The organism is Tropicimonas sp. IMCC34043 (genome assembly GCF_003390845.1).
In the GTDB taxonomy this organism is placed as follows: Bacteria; Pseudomonadota; Alphaproteobacteria; order Rhodobacterales; family Rhodobacteraceae; genus Tropicimonas.
In genome coordinates this window covers 278255-293234 of sequence record NZ_QMEK01000001.1, presented here as the reverse complement: position 1 = coordinate 293234, position 14980 = coordinate 278255, and the positions used below count along the sequence as shown (strand labels likewise).

The window sequence follows — 14980 nt, the reverse complement described above, 5'->3', positions numbered from 1 at the left end:
CGCGCGCCCTTCATTCCCGGTTTTCCCGTCCCCGGCAACAGGCTAGAACCACGCCATGATCGACATATCGTTGCCAGAGACCAATGCCGACCTTGCCCGGCTGATGCGCGAGAGACTCGGCGTGCGCGGGGACGCAACGCTTGCGGCCAAGATGCGCCGCGGCGGCCGGTTGCTGCCGCGACGGCTGCGTCAGGAAGGCGCCTATCTGGTTCAGATGGAGCAGCTGTGGCAGCACCCGCGGCTGCGCCGTCAGATCGACGTCGACCATGTCGCCCGCGCCCAGGCCGAACTGCGCGCCCATCTGACCGCCATCGACCCGCGCGACCGGATGATCGGCCGCATCCTCGGCATCGTGGCGCCGCTTGCGTTCAATCTGCTGCTGATCGGCGCGCTGGTGATCGCCTGGCTGGCCTGGACCGGCCGGGTCTGAACCGCCGCGTCGGCCCGGCTCAGGACAGCCGCTGCGCCACAATCCAGCTGACCGGTACGGCCAGCGCAAAGCCCAAGATCGCCGCCACAAGGATCGGCGTCTTGGTGTCCATCCCGGCGACCAGCACCGCGACGATGAGGATGCCGGCCATCGAGGCGCCGATCACGAGAAACAAGAGCATGGCAAGACGGTACATGAGACCTGGCCTCCGGCTGGGGTGCTGTCGGCCCGATCCTCTATCTGCGATATGCCTTTTCCGCCTTGACCCAGGTCAAACCGGACGGCGGGGCCGCCAACGGCCGGAGCGTGCCATGACCCCGCGGGCGAATGCCCCCTGCTCGGCCCGCCCGCAGATGGCCCCCGCCACAAAGGCAGGGGCCGCTTCCAGTCAGCCTTACTTGACGACGTTATAGCCGCGTCCGCGCATGCAGTTGCGCACGATGACTTCCTTGCTGTTGACGTTGCTGGCCGCACTTGCCGCGCCGCCGACCAGGGCGCCAACCATCGCGGCGTCGCGCGCATTGCTGCCCTTGTTGTTGACGATTGCCGCCGTGGCCCCGCCAACGGCCGCGCCGCCAAGCGCCATGCCGGCCGTATTCGCATCGAGCGTGCCCTGCTGGCGCGCCAGCGCCTGACATTGCGCCAGATCGTTGGCATAGTTCGGACCCACCGGGCCGTCGATGATCGGCGTATAATTGGCGCCCATGTTCGAGCAGGCCGCGACCAGAGCGATCATCGGGATGACAGAGAAGACTTTGAGGCGGAGCATCTTGGGCCCTTTCGGCACGTGGAAACAGCTTGGTATGGCGTCCGTCCGTGGACGAACCACAACACCTGTCTAGCTTACGTGTGGGAAAAGACAATATTTCCTGAACGGCGATTGCTACTCAACAGGAGACGAGAATCTTCCGCAACAATAGATCGTTCCTTCCCGCATCTAGTGCGCGATCATCGAAACAGACCACAGCGCCAGACCATAATCGTTTACGTCGCCCGTAGACGGAGCCACAGGCCACCTATTGAGAGCAAAAAGCCCGGAACACTTTTTCTGGTAGCCGCTGCACTCAGATACCTACTCCTTCCGCCATTGCTTTAATCACGGCATACATCGCAGCGAGTAGCGTCAAAAATAAAAAAACATACAACGATGAATCTAAAACAAAGAGAAGAGTTTTAGTCCACCATGAACCGGCACTTCGCCAGAAGAAAAATTGAAACCCTGTAAGCAAAGCGACAAGATAGGAATACAATAGAAAAAACAGAATAACCGCTATCAGTCCAACCGCCCAATTCGATGTTGTGATTGCCAAAAATATGAAAACGCCAGTGACTAAAGCATACTCGGCAAATTTAAATACAAAATCCAAGGCCCTACGAATACCTTCAAGCACCTCTGGGTTTGGATCAATGTCATTTTGTTTGAAAACGAAAAACTTTCTCACCGGCGCTCCAAAGTTCTTATTCTCTGCCGAAAAATGCGGACGTTTCCAGTTGCACAGATCCTCAATGCGTTGCTCGTGCTCACCAAAAGCATGAATGGCCTTTTGCTCTCGAGTCCACCGACTTAGCCTCGATACCCTCCAGTATGTCGGTCAGATCGGAGGCAATTTATATCTACTCACCCATCCATCTTCAGCGCATTGATGAACGCTTCCTGCGGGATATCCACCTTCCCGAACTGGCGCATCTTCTTCTTGCCGGCCTTCTGCTTCTCCAGCAGCTTCTTCTTCCGCGTCGCGTCGCCGCCATAGCACTTGGCGGTCACGTCCTTGCGCATGGCCGACAGGGTCTCGCGCGCGATCACCCGGCCGCCGATGGCGGCCTGGATCGGGATCTTGAACATGTGGCGCGGGATCAGGTCCTTCAGCTTTTCGCACATCAGCCGGCCGCGGGCGTCGGCGCGGTCGCGGTGGACCATCATCGACAGCGCATCGACCGGCTCGTCGTTCACCAGAATCGACATTTTCACCAGATTGTCGGTGCGATAGCCCGACAGGTGATAGTCAAAGCTGGCATAGCCCTTGGTGACCGATTTCAGCCGGTCGTGGAAATCGAACACGACCTCGTTCAGCGGCAGGTCATAGACCACCATGGCGCGGCTGCCGGCATAGGTCAGGTCCTGCTGGATGCCGCGGCGGTCCTGGCACAGCTTCAGCACGTCGCCGAGGTATTCGTCGGGCACCATGATCGTGGCGATGATCCGCGGCTCATCGATATGATCGATGGTGGCGGGGTCGGGCATGTCGGCGGGGTTGTGCAGTTCCAGCTCGGTGCCATCGCGCAGGTGGATCTTGTAGACCACCGAGGGCGCGGTGGTGATCAGGTCGATGTCGTATTCCCGCTCGATCCGGTCGCGGATGACTTCGAGGTGCAAAAGCCCGAGGAAGCCGCAGCGGAAGCCGAAGCCGAGGGCGGCCGAGGTCTCCATCTCATAGCTGAACGAGGCGTCGTTCAGCGCCAGCTTCTCGATCGCGTCGCGCAGATCCTCGAATTCGGCATTGTCGACCGGGAACAACCCGCAGAACACCACCGGCTGCGACGGCTTGAACCCCGGCAGCGGTTCGGCGCAGGGCTTCTTGTCATGGGTGATCGTGTCGCCGACCCGGGTGTCGCGCACCAGCTTGATCGAGGCGGTCAGCACGCCGATCTCGCCCGGGCCGAGTTCGGCAATGTCGGTCATCTGCGGGCGCAGCACGGCAAGCTTGTCGATGCCGTATTTCGCCCCGGTCTGCATCATGCGGATCTGGTCGCCCTTGCGCATCACGCCGTCCATGATCCGTACCATGACGACGACGCCCAGATAGGAATCGTACCAGCTGTCGACCAGCATCGCCTTCAAGGGCGCGTCGCGCTCGCCCGTCGGCGCGGGCAGGCGGTGGACGATGGCCTCCAGCACCTCGGGGATGCCGACGCCGGTCTTGGCCGAGATCTCGATCGCCTCCGAGGCGTCAAGCCCGATCACGTCCTCGATCTGCGCCTTGATCCGGTCCGGCTCGGAGGCCGGCAGGTCGATCTTGTTCAGCACCGGCACGATCTCGTGGCCGGCATCGAGCGCGGTATAGACGTTGGCAAGCGTCTGCGCCTCGACCCCTTGCGTCGCATCGACGACCAGCAGCGAGCCTTCGACCGCGCGCATCGAGCGGCTGACCTCATAGGCGAAGTCGACGTGGCCCGGGGTGTCGATCAGGTTCAGCACATAGGTCTTGCCGTTGCGCGCCGGATAGTCGATCCGCACCGCGTTCGCCTTGATCGTGATGCCGCGCTCGCGCTCGATATCCATGGCGTCGAGCATCTGCTCTTTCATGTCGCGTTCGGCGACCGTGCCGGTCAGCTGGATCAGCCGGTCGGCAAGGGTGGATTTCCCGTGGTCGATATGGGCGACGATCGAGAAGTTCCGGATGTGATCAAGGTCGGTCATGGCCCGGATATGAGGGGGAAACAAGGATTGGTCAATGGCCGTCGAATGGGTTTGCCGGTGCCCGGCAGGCCATGCCAGACTGTCCGGCGAGGGAGGGCCAGATGACAAAACGGGTGGCAATCCGGGCCAGCGTGACCGGCCGGGTTCAGGGCGTCGGCTTTCGCGCCTGGACTTGTGCCGAGGCACAGGCCCGCGGGCTCGACGGCTGGGTCCGCAACGAGGGGGACGGGTCGGTGGCGGCGGTCATTGCCGGGCCTGCGGATCGCGTGGCAGGGATGGTGCGGGCGTTGTGGTCGGGCCCGCCCGCCGCAAGGGTCGACGCCGTTCAGACCGATCCGCTGTCCGAGGACGTGGCGGCGGGGTTCCGGATATCTCGTTAGCAGGCGCACCGTCTCGCTCGAAGGGGTGACGCCATCAAGCAGGATCTTCGACCGATGGGAACGAAAGACTACGTCACCCTTTTCTTCGCCTTCACCGCCTTCCTGATATCAGTAACGACGCTCGCGTTCGACGTTCGCGGACTGATGGCAACGCCAGCGGCGACCCTGATCCACCTGACGGATGCCGTACAACGAACGGACAGGCAGCAGGACGTTCCGGCAAGCATCGAAGCGCAGTTTGTTCTTGTGAACACCGGAACGCGCGACATTGTGGTCCATTCGCCGGTCTTCTTGATCTTTCGTGGCGCCGAACAAGACGCTTGCCCTGAGGACACGACACCAGACCTCACCTCGGTCGAACTCGACGACGTCTGGATAGCCAACCCTGGAAAGGCGACGTCGATCACACTTGCCGTCCCCCGGATAAGACTGGAAACCGGCGCGTTCATCCTGTGCATCCGCGCCGACGCCACGGATTTCGGCGGCAAAGAGATGCCCGTTCTGTTCAAGCTTGGGTCGTTTGCCGTGAAGGTCGAAAACAACCAATGGAGCATCCCGTTCTACCGGCGGGAAAGACAGTCTCAGCAACTAGTTCGTCGGCAGCTTTCGCCGTCCGATCTGCCGATCTAGCTGCGGAAGGCACAGGTTGCGACAGGGCGGGGGATCTGCGCCTGTTTCGTCCGTGGCGGCAAAACCCCGCCGACACAGCAAATGTCGCGAAACATTCCATCGAAAATTGGCGAATCGCTTCTAGTCTGCCATGGTGGACCCCGTTCGGGCCCATACCGCAGCAAGACGGTGGCCTATCGATTTGAGGCAGAGCACCATGAAAATCCTGACCGCAGCCGCAGTGGCAGCGCTATTGACCGTTCCGGCAGTCATCTCCTCCACACAGACCGCCGAGGCACGTTCCACCATCGAACGCGCCTGCATGAACTCCGACCGCCGCGCGGCTTCCAAGCCGCTGTGCAATTGCATCCAGCGGGTCGCCGACCAGATGCTGACGCCGTCCGACCAGCGCCAGGCGGCAAAGTTCTTCAAGGATCCCCAGAAGGCGCAGGACATCCGCCAGTCCGACCGCGACCAGCACGAGGAATTCTGGCGCCGCTACAAGGCCTTCGGAGTCAGTGCCGGCAGCATCTGCCAATAGGCACCGCCGGGGACGCGGCGTATCCGCGCCGCTTGCTTGCCGGCCCCGCTGCGGGGACGGCGAACCTATAGGTGCATCTCGCGCAGATCGGCAAGCAGCCCCATGACCCCATGTTCGATCAGCCGTACCACCGCATCGAACCCGCCCGAATAATACGGGTCGGGCACGTCGAGCCGCTCTGACGGTCCATAGCTGAGAAACAGCCGCACCGGGGTCGTGTTGCCGCGCGGACGCAGATCCTCGATGGCCCTGAGATTGTTGCGGTCCATCGCCAGAATCAGATCGAAGCGTTCGAAATCCTCGGCCAGAAACTGCCGCGCGATCAGCCCCCTCAGGTCATATCCGTACTCGCGCGCGGCCTTCTGCATTCGCGGATCGGGGGCGGAGCCGCCATGATAGGCATCGGTTCCGGCACTGTCGAAGATCGCCTCGACCCCGCCGAGGGCTGCCATGCGGCGCGCCACGCCTTCCGCAGTCGGCGAGCGGCAGATATTGCCGAGGCAGACGAACAGGACACTGGGCGGTCTGGCATTTCCATCAAGCGACATTCCCTTTCCATATCGCCCGTCCCGGCGCGGTCAAGGCAGCTATTCTGACCCCCGGGCACGACCGGACCGGCGCCCGCCGCATGGCAGGGCCGGCACGATTCGCCTGCGACTTTCGGAGGCCTCGACGGAGACGGCCCTGCCGCCTAGGTCTGAAAACGGGCACGACGTGGGGTCAGTTTCAGCAAAGGCAGGTTTCATGCGAAAGATCGTCCTGTTGACCGGCGCCGGGATCTCGGCCGAAAGCGGGCTCGGGACCTTTCGCGACGTCGGCGGGATCTGGTCGCAATACGATCTCGAGGATGTCGCGACCCCGCGCGGCTTCGTTCGCAATCCGACGCTGGTGCATGATTTCTACAATGCCCGTCGCGCCAATGCCATGGCGGCAAGCCCCAATGCCGCCCATGCGGCGCTGGCGCGGCTCGAGGCCGAATGGCCCGGCGATGTGGTTCTGATTACCCAGAATATCGACGATCTGCACGAACGTGCCGGGCAGCGAACCGTGATCCACATGCATGGCGAGCTGATGCAGGGGCTCTGCGTGCTCTGCGGCGCGCGTTGGCCGGTCGCGGGCGAGATGTCGGCGGCGGGACGTTGCCCCGCCTGCGACTGCGTCGCGACCCGCCCCGATGTGGTCTGGTTCGGCGAGATGCCCTATCACATGGAAGAGATCGACCGCCATCTGCGCGACGCCGAGCTTTTCGCCGCCATCGGCACCTCGGGGCAGGTCTATCCGGCCGCGGGCTTCGTGATGCTTGCCGCCGCCGCAGGAGCGCGGACGATCAATATCAACCTCGAAGGCGCGGACGGCAACGACGCCTTCGAGGAAAGCCTGATCGGCCCTGCGACCCGGATCGTTCCGGCATGGGTCGATCATCTGCTGGCCACCGTCTGATCGACGTCTGATCGAAATCTGCCATGCGACCTGTCGGCGGCGTCGGCCCAGGCGGGCCGACACCTCCCGACGCGGTGTCGGACCTCAGTTGCCTGACATCGGCTGGCGTTGCAGGTCGACCGGAACCTCGATCGTCACATCGCCCGCCTTCTCGAAATGCAGCGTCACCGCCACTTCGGTGCCATCCGCCATCGGCCGGGTCAGGCCCATGAACATCACGTGGTCGCCGCCACGCTGCAGCATGTGGCTCTCGCCTGCGGGCACCGGAAAGCCCTCTTCGACCTGAATCATCTTCATCACACCGTTCGCATCCTCGATATGGGTGTGCAGCTCGACCTTCATCGCGATGTCGGAATCAGCGCCGATCAGTCGGTCATCCTCGGGGCCGGTATTGACGATCTCCATGAAGGCGGCGCCCGATTTGGCATTGGCCATGGCGGCGCGGGCATAGGGATCACGGATCTCGATATCCGCGAGCGCGGGGAGCGCGAGGGAAAGAACGGTGGCAACGGCGGTCGGGGCCGCCACAAGAAGCTTGAACGACATGGGTCGTCTCCTGAAATCTCGAATAGGTCTGAAACGTGGAAAGGGGCGGCCAGTTGCACGGACCGCAAGCCAGGGTCAGACCGGGGGCGCCCTTGCGTGGCGCGTGCGCGCAAGGCCGCACTGCGGGCATGCCAGCACCACGGGCCGCGCCCGCCGCCAATGGACAACCGGCAGCACCGGCAATGCCGGCGCCGGTAGTGCCACGGCCGCAAGCAGGGTCGCAGAGTTCTCGGGGCAGAGCGTGTGGCGTTCGACCGGGTTGCCCCGGTCATCGACCGAGATCGTGACGACCCCCTGCCCGGTGCACAGCACGATCTCGCCCGCAGCCGGCATCTGCCCGCGCGCCATGCCGACCGCGTGGGTCGACAGGCCAAGGGTCAGCACCAACAGGGAAAACAGAAGGCGACGCAGAGAATTCATGGCGCGCAGACTACGGGCACCGCCCCCAATGGCAATGCCCGAAATCCTTGAATCGGCCGGAATGGCTGGGGATTGCAGGCTTGGGCTGCGATGCCGGGTCGAACGGCGCGCTTCACCTGCGAAATGTCGGAAATGTTGCACCGCAGGGAGCCCGGCCGAGCGGCAGATCCTGACCATCGGGCACCGGACGTCAACCGCTTGCGTCCGTCAAAACGAAACGGCCCCGCAGAGCGGGGCCGGGCAGACATTCGGGCCAAGGCCCGGATCGCATCTGGATCAGGCGGCAGCCTGAAGCTTGGCGATGTCTTTCTTGATCTTCAGCGCCTTTTCGGACAGTTCGACGTCCTTGGCCTTCGCCAGATAGGCATCAAGCCCGCCACGGTGGTCGACCGACCGCAGCGCAGCCGCCGAGATGCGCAGGCTGAACGAACGCCCCAGAGCGTCCGAAATCAGCGTGACAACCTGCAGGTTGGGCAGGAAGCGACGCTTGGTCTTATTGTTGGCGTGGCTGACGTTGTTGCCAACCATCGGGCCTTTACCGGTCAGTTCGCAGACACGCGACATGGGTTATTCCTCGAGTTCCGTATGACAAATGGGGCCCGTCCCATCGGCTTGATCCTGCTGGCATGACCAGCGCCAGATCCGGCCGGGGCGCCCCGAATTCCGTCCGCGCGTTAAAAGCCAACCTGCCGGCGGTGTCAAGCCGATTCCCCGCAACCGTTTCGCAGGCTCTGGCCCGCGATACCGCACCGGTCTAGTGTCGTCCGGCTGCGGCCTCTGCCGCGCCTGAGGAATGCCTGCCATGGACGAACCTGTCCCGGTCTTCGACGGCCACAACGATTTCCTGCTGCGGCTTGCCCGCGACCCCGCACAGCGCGCGGCAACCTGGCTTGCGCAGGGCGGCCAGAAGCACCTCGATCTGCCGCGGATGCGCGCGGGCGGCTTTGCCGGCGGGCTGTTCGCGATTTTCGTGCCCTCGCCCCCCTATCGCGGCGGACCCGACGAATCGGGGCCGATGCCCGCCGCGCCCTATCAGATCAACGTGCCGCCGGCGCTCGACCCGGCGCTCGCCATCACCCAGACGCTCGACATGGTGGGCCAATGGCTCTGGATGGCACGGTCTGCCCCCGACGATTTCGCGCATTGCACCACCGCGGCCGAGATCCGCGCCGCGATGGCCGCGGGCAAGATCGCGGGCGTGCTGCATCTGGAGGGCGCCGAGGCGATCGGCGCAGACCTCGATGCGCTGCATGTGTTCCACGCGCTCGGGCTGCGTTCGCTCGGCCCGGTCTGGAGCCGCCCGACCGTGTTTGGCCATGGCGTTCCCTTTGCCTTTCCGGGCGGCCCTGACACAGGCCCGGGTCTGACCGAGGCGGGCAAGGACCTAGTGCGGGAATGCAATGCGCTGAAGGTCATGATCGACCTGTCGCACCTGAACGAAAAGGGCTTCGACGATGTGGCGGATCTGTCCACCGCACCGCTGGTTGCCACCCATTCGAACGCCCATGCGGTCTGCCCCAGCCCGCGCAACCTGACCGACCGCCAGCTTGACCGCATCGCCGACAGCGGCGGCATGGTCGGGCTGAACTTTGCCACCTTCTTCCTGCGCCCCGACGGACGCCCCGGCACGGACTGCGGCTGGGACCCGATGCTGCGCCATCTCGATCATCTGATCGGCAGGCTGGGCGAGGATCACGTCGGCTTCGGCTCGGATTTCGACGGCTGCGTGGTCCCCGAGGTGCTGGGCGATGCGGCCGGGCTGCAACGGCTGATTGGCGCGCTGCGCGAGCATGGCTATGACAGCGCGCTGATCCGAAAGCTGGCGCATGAGAACTGGTTGGCCCATCTGGAGCGGACCCTGGGGACCTAGAACTCCACAGTGAAATCACGATAAATCAGATCGCTCCGATCAGAAGCTGCCGCAAAACGTCAGCTTTACCCACCCGGCGCGCCGGCCCTGCGGCTGGCCCGCCGGTCGCGCAGCAGGGTATAAAGCCCCGCCGCCAGCACGATGGCACTGCCCGCCAGCATCGCCGCATCGGGCCGTTCGCCGAACACCAGAATGCCAAGTGCGATGCCAAACAGCAGGCGGGTATAGCGGAACGGTGTGACGACCGAGACCTCGCCACAGCGCATGGCGGCGGTCAGAAGCGAGTAGGCGGCGACGCCGACCAGAACGCCTGCGCCCACCATCCCGAAGGCCGCCACGTTCCAGACCGGCCGCGCCCCCATGACCACCAGCAGCAGCGCGCCGGTCGGCGCGATCACCGCAAACCCGCAAAGCCCAAGCTGGGCGTTCGACAGGCGTTTCGGCGCGGCGCGGGTGGCAAGATCGCGGCCGGCGAACCCGAGCATCCCCAGCAACGCCAGCACCGAGGCCGGCTCGAACCCCGAAAGCCCCGGCCGCAGGATCAGCAGCACCCCGGCAAGTCCCGCAAGGATCGCCGCCCATCGCCGCCAGCCCACGGTTTCGCCGAACAGCAGCGCGGCGCCCGCGACCACCACAAGCGGCGTCGCCTGCAGGATCGCCGAGGCACTGACCAGCGGCGTCAGCGCAATCGCAAGGGTATAGAACAGCCGCCCCGTCGATTCCGCCACCATCCGCAGCAGCATCCGAGGCGCCACCATATCGGGATGCAGCAGTGGCTCGCCCTTCTGCCGGGCCAGCAGCGCGAAGGCCAGCGTCCCGCCCAGCCCGAACAGCATCATCACCTGCCCGACCGGCAGGCTTTGCGCTGCCCCCTTCAGGCTCATGTCCTCGAGCGCAAATCCCGCCATCGCCGCGACCATGAAGGCCGCACCGCGGAGGTTGTCGGAAAGACCGCGCAACCTCGCGCGTGTCACCGCGCGCCGTCGAGCGTGTCGAGCATCTCGAAGGCCGCGGCGGTCGGGGCGATCTGGCCCTCGGCCACGCGCAGGCCAAGCGCCTTCATCCGTGCCCGCATGTCGGGTGTGGCGGTCAGCCGCTCGAGCAGCCCCATCCGCACCTCTTCCTCGAACCAGTTGCGGGCCTGATTGGCGCGCCGCGCGCGCCAGTGCGAGGTCTCGCGCCGCCAGTCGGCCAGTGCCGATATTTCTTCCCAGACCTGTTCCAGCCCATCGCCCGCCACCGCGGAAACGGTCATCGCCTTGGGGAACCCCTCGGGATCCTCGGGGCGCTTGCGCAGCAGCCGCAGGGCGCCCGCATAATCGGCACAAGTCCGGTTTGCGACCGGTTTCAGCTCACCGTCGGCCTTGTTGATCACGATCATGTCGGCGATCTCCATGATCCCACGCTTGACCCCCTGCAACTCATCGCCGCCCGCGGGCGCCAGCAGCAGCAGGAAGACATCCGACATCTCGGCCACCGTGGTTTCGGACTGGCCGACGCCAACGGTCTCGATCAGCACCACATCGAACCCCGCCGCCTCGCAGAGCGCCACGGCCTCGCGGGTGCGGCGCGCGACGCCGCCAAGCTGGCTGCGGCTTGGCGATGGCCGGATGAAGGCATTCGGGTCGCGCGACAGCCGCTCCATCCGCGTCTTGTCGCCAAGGATCGACCCGCCAGACCGCGCCGACGAGGGATCGACCGCCAGCACGGCAACGCGCATCCCGCGCTCGGTCAGCATCAGCCCGAAGCTTTCGATGAAGGTCGACTTGCCGACCCCCGGCGTTCCGGACAGCCCGACCCGCAGCGCCTGCCGCCCCGATCCCGCCAGCTTGTCCGACAACATCACGGCCTTCGCCCGGTGATCGGCGCGCGCGCTCTCGATCAGTGTGATCGACTGGGCCAGCGCCCTGCGTTCGCCATCCAGTACCCGGCGTGCCAGATCATCGATATCCATGGCCCCTGCCCTCGTCTTTCCTGTCGTCACTTGTCATGGTGCGATCCGCCTGCGGATCGCGCCTTGTCTTGCCCTCACCATGCAGTGAATGTCCAGATCGAGCGTCCCGGTTGACGTCCCCGGCGTTTTCCTGCCCCTTGGGGTCACGACGCCGATGGGAGTCAGAAATGCGCCGCCTCGCCCTGCCGATCCTGCTCGCGTTTGTCGCCGCCACGGCGCAGGCCGCCGATCAGGCAACCTATTCGATCTCGCTGGCCGGTTTCCGCCTTGGAACCCTGTCGCTGCGCAGCGACGAATCGGCCGGGACCTACAAGGCCCAGAGCCAGGTGCGCAGCACCGGCCTGACACGCGGGCTCTATCCCGCCGACATCACCGCCTCGGTCACCGGGCAGGTCAGCGGAAACACCTATAATCCGCAGATATATATTGATGAATCGAAATCCAGAGGCGAGACAAAGCGCACCCGGATCCGCTATGTCGCCGGCGTGCCGCAGATCGAAAAGGACCCGCCCGATACCCGCCGCAGGTCCTGGCATGCCAATCCCGAGGAACAGGGCGGCACCGTCGACATGCTGACCGCCGGCTATGCGATCCTGCGCGACCAGCCCGAGGCGCTTGCCTGCAAGCTCGACGTTTCCCCCTATGACGGGCGCGAGCGGACAAGGATCCGGATGGCTGGCGGCACCCGCGACGGCGACACGCTGGTCTGCCCCGGCATGTACACCCGCGTCGCGGGCTTCAGCCCCAAGGAGATGGCGGAAAAGGTCAACTGGCCCTTCACCGTCACCTATCGTTCGATCGGCGACGGGATGATGCGGGTCGAGCAGGTGCGGCTGCAGACCACGCTCGGCCGCGTCACCATCGACCGCCGCTGATCCGCCCGGGCCGATGCAGCCACTTCCCATCGACGCCGTCCTGCCCGCGCTTGTCGCCGCGCTCCGTGGCGCGGGCCAAGCCGTGCTGCAGGCCCCGCCCGGCGCCGGCAAGACCACGCGCGTGCCGCTGGCATTGTTGCAGGCCGGGCTGACCGGCGGTCGGATCGTGATGCTGGAACCGCGCCGCCTTGCCGCCCGCGCCGCGGCCGAACGGATGGCCGAGACGCTCGGGCAGGCGGTGGGCGAGACCGTCGGCTATCGCATCCGAGGCGAGGCACGGGTGGGCAAGGCGACCCGGATCGAGGTGGTGACCGAGGGCATCCTGACCCGGATGCTGCAGGCCGACCCCGGGCTCGATGGCATCGGCGCGGTGATCTTCGACGAATTCCACGAACGCTCGCTCAATGCCGATCTCGGCCTCGCGCTCTGCCTCGAGGTTCGCGGCGCGCTGCGCGAGGACCTGATCCTGCTGCCGATGTCGGCGACACTCGATGCCGGCCCGGTGGCAGAGCTGATGGGCGGGGCGCCGGTGATCACCGCCGAGGGCCGCACCTATCCGGTCGAAACGCGCTGGCTCGACCGCCCGCTGCCGCCCCGCACCCGGCTCGAACCCGCGGTGGCGGATCTGACCCGACAGGCCCTGGCCGAGACCGACGGCAGCCTGCTGGTGTTCCTGCCCGGCGAGGGCGAGATCCGGCGCGTGCAGGCGGCGCTGTCATCCGGCCTGCCGGCAGGCACCACGCTGCACCCGCTGTTCGGCGCCATGGAGTTCACAGCCCAGCGCGCCGCCATCGCCCCGCCGGGACAGGGGCGCAAGATCGTGCTCGCGACCGCAATCGCCGAGACCTCGCTGACCATCGAGGGCATCACCTGTGTCGTCGATGCGGGCCGCGCCCGCCGCGCCCGCTTCGACCCCAATTCCGGCATGTCGCGGCTGGTGACCGAGCCTGTGACGCGCGCCGAGGCCGCCCAGCGCAGGGGCCGCGCCGGACGGCTGGCGCCCGGGCTCTGCTACCGGCTCTGGACCCGCGGCGAGGAGGGCGCGCTTGCCGCCTTCCCGCCCGCCGAGATCGAGGTCGCCGACCTCGCGGGTCTCGCGCTCGATCTGGCGCTCTGGGGGGGCGACGATCTTCCGTTCCTGACCCCGCCGCCCGAGGGCGCGCTGGCCGAGGCGCGGGCATTGCTCGCCGGTCTCGGTGCGCTCGACGCCACGGGCCGGATCACCGAGCACGGCCGCGCCATGGCGCGCCTGCCGCTGCATCCGCGGCTTGCACACATGCTGTTGCGGGCAGGCCGCGGCGCGGCCCCGCTTGCGGCGCTGATGGCCGACCGCGATCCGCTGCGCGGCGCGCCCGCCGACCTCGGCCTGCGGCTCGACGCGCTGCGCCGGCCCGGAGCCGCGCCGGGGGCGCCGAACCGCGCCGCGTTGGACCGGATCCGTACCGAGGCAAAGCGGCTCGCCCGGCTGGTGCCCGACAGCGCCCCTGCCCCGACACCGGCCGAGGCGGCGGCGCTGGCCTATCCCGACCGGATCGGGCTGCGCCGGCCGGGCGACGCGCCGCGCTGGCTGCTCTCGGGCGGCAAGGGGGCGACGATGGATCCGGGCGACCCGCTGGCCGGCCAGCGGCTGCTGGTCGCGACCGATCTCGACGGCGACGCCCGCGAGGCGCGGATCCGTCTGGCACTGCCGCTGCCCGAAAGCGCGCTGCGCAGCCTTTTCGACGACAGGATCGCCTGGGTCGATGTCGCCGAATGGTCGCGGCGCGAACGCAAGGTGGTGGCCCGCCAGCAGGAACGCTTCGGCGCGCTGGTGCTTGCCGACCGGATCTGGCGCGATGCCCCCGCCGACCGGCTCGGTGCCGCAGCGCTCGACGGCATCCGCCAGATCGGCCTGCCGATGAACGATGCCGCGCGCAGGCTTCAGGCGCGGGCATTGCTCTATCGTGCCGAAGGCGGCGACATCGCCGATCTTTCGGACACAGCGCTGCTGGAGACCGCCGAGGACTGGCTGCTGCCCTGTCTCGACAGGGTGCGCACCGAGGCGGACATCCGCGCGCTCGACCTGCTCGAACCCCTGCGCCAGCATATCGGCTGGGATGCGATGGCCCGGCTCGATCGCGAGATGCCGGGCGCCTTCACCACGCCGCTCGGCCGCAGGATCCCGATCGACTATGCGGGCGAGGCGCCCGAAATCGCGGTCCGGGTGCAGGAAATGTTCGGCGTCACCCGCCACCCCGCAATCGGCCCCCGCCACCTGCCGCTGCGGATCACGCTGCTGTCGCCCGCCGGCCGGCCGGTGCAGACGACGCAGGACCTGCCGGGGTTCTGGGCCAGTTCCTATGCCGACGTGCGCAAGGACATGCGCGCGCGCTATCCCCGCCACCCCTGGCCCGAGGACCCGACCGAGGCCGACCCCACCCTGCGGGCCAAACGGCGCGGCAGTTGACACGCCGCGTCACTGCCGCCGTCTTCGCCCCAAACCCTCTTCGCACCGGAT

Annotated in this window: 18 protein-coding genes; 8 read left to right on the top strand and 10 right to left on the bottom strand. The window is 66.2% G+C overall.

All coding sequences use genetic code 11. The features are described 5' to 3' along the window. Nucleotides 1-55: 55 nt before the first annotated feature. A complete protein-coding gene (locus DQG17_RS01310) occupies nt 56-430 on the top strand; it encodes a hypothetical protein (RefSeq protein WP_116130956.1) in 375 nt (124 codons plus the stop codon). A 19-nt stretch (nt 431-449) separates the two neighbouring features. Here the strand turns inward: DQG17_RS01310 and DQG17_RS01305 are convergent, their stop codons facing one another. From DQG17_RS01305 to lepA, 4 genes are all read right to left on the bottom strand, one after another. Next, nucleotides 450-626: a CTP synthetase gene (locus DQG17_RS01305; RefSeq protein WP_116130955.1), complete on the bottom strand. Its 177-nt coding sequence runs from the start codon at nt 624-626 to the stop codon at nt 450-452. Between the two features lie 198 nt (nt 627-824). Further along, nucleotides 825-1199 (bottom strand): glycine zipper family protein, encoded by a 375-nt coding sequence (locus DQG17_RS01300; protein WP_116130954.1) that lies wholly within the window; start codon nt 1197-1199, stop codon nt 825-827. Between the two features lie 295 nt (nt 1200-1494). Beyond that, entirely contained in the window at nt 1495-1872 is a 378-nt protein-coding gene (locus DQG17_RS21570) for a hypothetical protein (RefSeq protein WP_157973480.1), read from the bottom strand. A 176-nt stretch (nt 1873-2048) separates the two neighbouring features. Further along, nucleotides 2049-3848 carry a translation elongation factor 4 gene (gene lepA / locus DQG17_RS01295; protein ID WP_116130953.1) on the bottom strand — a complete coding sequence of 600 codons (1800 nt, stop codon included), beginning with the start codon at nt 3846-3848 and terminating at the stop codon, nt 2049-2051. 101 nt (nt 3849-3949) lie between these two features. Between lepA and DQG17_RS01290 the strand changes: the two genes are divergently transcribed. The 3 genes from DQG17_RS01290 (at nt 3950) to DQG17_RS01280 (ending at nt 5378) form a co-directional block, all read left to right on the top strand. Next, nucleotides 3950-4228 (top strand): acylphosphatase, encoded by a 279-nt coding sequence (locus tag DQG17_RS01290; protein WP_116130952.1) that lies wholly within the window; start codon nt 3950-3952, stop codon nt 4226-4228. A gap of 54 nt (nt 4229-4282) precedes the next feature. Then, entirely contained in the window at nt 4283-4858 is a 576-nt protein-coding gene (locus tag DQG17_RS01285; RefSeq protein ID WP_116130951.1) for a hypothetical protein, read from the top strand. Nucleotides 4859-5054: 196 nt separating this feature from the next. After that, nucleotides 5055-5378: a hypothetical protein gene (locus DQG17_RS01280; protein ID WP_116130950.1), complete on the top strand. Its 324-nt coding sequence runs from the start codon at nt 5055-5057 to the stop codon at nt 5376-5378. Nucleotides 5379-5443: 65 nt separating this feature from the next. On the opposite strand, the gene DQG17_RS01275 is transcribed toward DQG17_RS01280, so the two are convergent. Next, nucleotides 5444-5926 carry a low molecular weight protein-tyrosine-phosphatase gene (locus DQG17_RS01275; protein WP_116130949.1) on the bottom strand — a complete coding sequence of 161 codons (483 nt, stop codon included), beginning with the start codon at nt 5924-5926 and terminating at the stop codon, nt 5444-5446. 196 nt (nt 5927-6122) lie between these two features. Here DQG17_RS01275 and DQG17_RS01270 point away from each other — a divergent pair, with 196 nt between their 5' ends. Then, a complete protein-coding gene (locus DQG17_RS01270; RefSeq protein WP_116130948.1) occupies nt 6123-6818 on the top strand; it encodes an NAD-dependent deacylase in 696 nt (231 codons plus the stop codon). An 84-nt stretch (nt 6819-6902) separates the two neighbouring features. Here the strand turns inward: DQG17_RS01270 and DQG17_RS01265 are convergent, their stop codons facing one another. The 3 genes from DQG17_RS01265 to rpmB all read right to left on the bottom strand — a co-directional run bounded on the left by DQG17_RS01265 (nt 6903) and on the right by rpmB (nt 8348). After that, the gene (locus tag DQG17_RS01265; RefSeq protein WP_116130947.1) at nt 6903-7364 is read right to left on the bottom strand and encodes a copper chaperone PCu(A)C; all 462 of its coding nucleotides are present in this window, start codon (nt 7362-7364) and stop codon (nt 6903-6905) included. A gap of 75 nt (nt 7365-7439) precedes the next feature. Continuing rightward, nucleotides 7440-7784 (bottom strand): hypothetical protein, encoded by a 345-nt coding sequence (locus DQG17_RS01260; RefSeq protein ID WP_116130946.1) that lies wholly within the window; start codon nt 7782-7784, stop codon nt 7440-7442. Between the two features lie 276 nt (nt 7785-8060). After that, entirely contained in the window at nt 8061-8348 is a 288-nt protein-coding gene (gene rpmB, locus DQG17_RS01255) for a 50S ribosomal protein L28 (protein WP_116130945.1), read from the bottom strand. Nucleotides 8349-8586: 238 nt separating this feature from the next. Here rpmB and DQG17_RS01250 point away from each other — a divergent pair, with 238 nt between their 5' ends. Continuing rightward, nucleotides 8587-9654: a dipeptidase gene (locus DQG17_RS01250; protein ID WP_116130944.1), complete on the top strand. Its 1068-nt coding sequence runs from the start codon at nt 8587-8589 to the stop codon at nt 9652-9654. A gap of 65 nt (nt 9655-9719) precedes the next feature. Here the strand turns inward: DQG17_RS01250 and DQG17_RS01245 are convergent, their stop codons facing one another. Further along, on the bottom strand, nt 9720-10628 hold the full coding sequence (locus DQG17_RS01245; RefSeq protein WP_255415622.1) for a DMT family transporter: 909 nt from the start codon (nt 10626-10628) through the stop codon (nt 9720-9722). After that, complete coding sequence (gene meaB, locus DQG17_RS01240; protein WP_116130943.1) at nt 10625-11608, bottom strand: methylmalonyl Co-A mutase-associated GTPase MeaB; 984 nt, start codon at nt 11606-11608, stop codon at nt 10625-10627. The genes DQG17_RS01245 and meaB overlap by 4 nt, the downstream gene beginning before the upstream one ends. Nucleotides 11609-11775: 167 nt before the next feature. Here meaB and DQG17_RS01235 point away from each other — a divergent pair, with 167 nt between their 5' ends. Together DQG17_RS01235 and hrpB are read left to right on the top strand one after the other, a co-directional pair. After that, nucleotides 11776-12483, top strand: a complete 708-nt coding sequence (locus DQG17_RS01235) for a DUF3108 domain-containing protein (RefSeq protein WP_157973479.1) — start codon at nt 11776-11778, stop codon at nt 12481-12483. Nucleotides 12484-12496: 13 nt separating this feature from the next. After that, the gene (gene hrpB / locus DQG17_RS01230; protein ID WP_116130941.1) at nt 12497-14929 is read left to right on the top strand and encodes an ATP-dependent helicase HrpB; all 2433 of its coding nucleotides are present in this window, start codon (nt 12497-12499) and stop codon (nt 14927-14929) included. The last annotated feature ends 51 nt before the right edge of the window (nt 14930-14980 follow it).